Source organism: Actinosynnema sp. NPDC023658 (assembly GCF_040639995.1).
GTDB lineage: Bacteria > Actinomycetota > Actinomycetes > Mycobacteriales > Pseudonocardiaceae > Actinosynnema.
The window spans coordinates 1-1565 of the sequence record NZ_JBFAAX010001198.1 but is presented as its reverse complement, the minus strand read 5'-3'; the positions used below and the strand labels follow the sequence as shown (position 1 = coordinate 1565).

Genomic DNA, 1565 nt, shown 5'->3' with positions numbered 1-1565 from the left:
TCACTTTCCGTGTAGGCCACTTGGTGTCAAGCGCCGCGTGATGTGCTTGTCGCGAACGAGGAGGGTGCAACCCATGACTCGATCCGGTGATCGTAGTGGCCGCTCGTCGGCCCGACCCGCGACCGGGCCGCCCACCGACGGGACTTGCACGCCACCGTGGATGTCCCGGGCCTGCACGACCGGCTGATACGACGGCCCGGTCACGCAGTTCTGGTGCTCGGACACCGCGTCGTTGTCGTGCATGGGCGAGCCGAGTTGCCCGTGCAGCGGCAGCGCAGACCGGAACATGGTCTGCCGATCGGCGACGATCTTGTGGCCGGACACGGACGGGCGACAGCCCGCGTGAGGTCCTGGCCGTCACGCCCAACCGCGGCGGCGGCCACACGAACGCTGCTCAGGCCACACCTGCCCCAGCCCAAGCCACCCATTGCCGGGACTGCGCAGCACCCCTGGCCTGTCCGGAGTAGACGGAACACTCCGCTGCCCTATTCCAGGCTAAGAGGAGAGCCGGGCCGGGCATCGACGACGGCCTCCCCGGGAGGTGAGGCTTGCGCACTCTGCGCCGGCATCGGCTGACACCCATCGCTCACCGAGTGGTCGCCCAGTGGGTCGCCGCGACCGACCTGCGCGACCGGCGGGCGTTGTGGACGACGTTGGCCGGGCTGGACCACCAGGAGGCGTTCCGCGATCTGGTCGCGGGCCGGCGCTCGGCGTGCCCATGCCGGCGGCGGGCACGAGCGCCGTGGTGTTCGAGGCGGTCGCCGGTGGTGAGGCGCAGGCGTTGCGGTTCTTCACCCGGGACGACGTCTCCAGCGCCGAGCGTTACGGCGCGCTGCACGAGCACTTCACGTCGAACGGGCTGGAGGCCGTGGTCGCGCTGCCCCGCTGGGTCGAGGACGGGATCCGGGTGAACGGCCGCACGTGGCCCGTGGTGCGGATGCAGTGGGTCGAGGGCCACACGCTGAACCAGCACGTCGACGAGTTGGTGGAACGCGCGGACACCGCGTCGTTGTCGGCGCTGGCGCGGTCGTGGCGCGACCTGGTGACCCGCATCCAGCGGACCGGTTTCGCGCAAGGCGACCTCCAGCACGGCAACGTCCTGGTGGGCCGGGGCGGCGAGCTGCGGCTGGTCGACTTCGACTGCTCGTGGACCGACCGGTTCTCCGGGACGCGCGCGCCGCGCGAGACCGGGCACCGCAACTACCAGCCGGAGCACCGGCCGTGGGGGCGGTGGATGGGCACGTTCTCCGGGCTGGTCATCTACCTGTCGCTGCTGGCGCCGGCGAAGGACCCGACCGACTGGCGCGCTCTACACGGGCGACAACCTGCTGTTGCGGCGGGAAGACCTCCGGCCGCCGTTCGACACGGCCGCGTGGGCGCACCTGGCCGGGATGGGCGACCGGCAGGTGGACGAGGTGGCTCGGCGGTTGCAGCGGTGCTGTGCGCCGGGGTGGGTGGCCGACGCGGGGTTGGACGACGTGCTCGCGCCCCAGGTCGCACCGTGGTGGGAGCGCACCCCCGCCGCCACCGCGCCCGAACCGGCGCCCGTCGACCGTGCCCGCTCC

2 protein-coding genes are annotated in these 1565 nt (G+C 72.3%); one reads left to right on the top strand and one right to left on the bottom strand.

Annotated elements, in window-relative coordinates; translation table 11 throughout:
- On the bottom strand, positions 1-324 hold the full coding sequence (locus AB0G02_RS39500; protein WP_360805433.1) for a hypothetical protein: 324 nt from the start codon (positions 322-324) through the stop codon (positions 1-3).
- Positions 325-712: 388 nt separating this feature from the next.
- Here AB0G02_RS39500 and AB0G02_RS39495 point away from each other — a divergent pair.
- Positions 713-1565: hypothetical protein (locus tag AB0G02_RS39495; RefSeq protein ID WP_360805430.1), on the top strand; the 853-nt coding region annotated here is incomplete at its 3' end.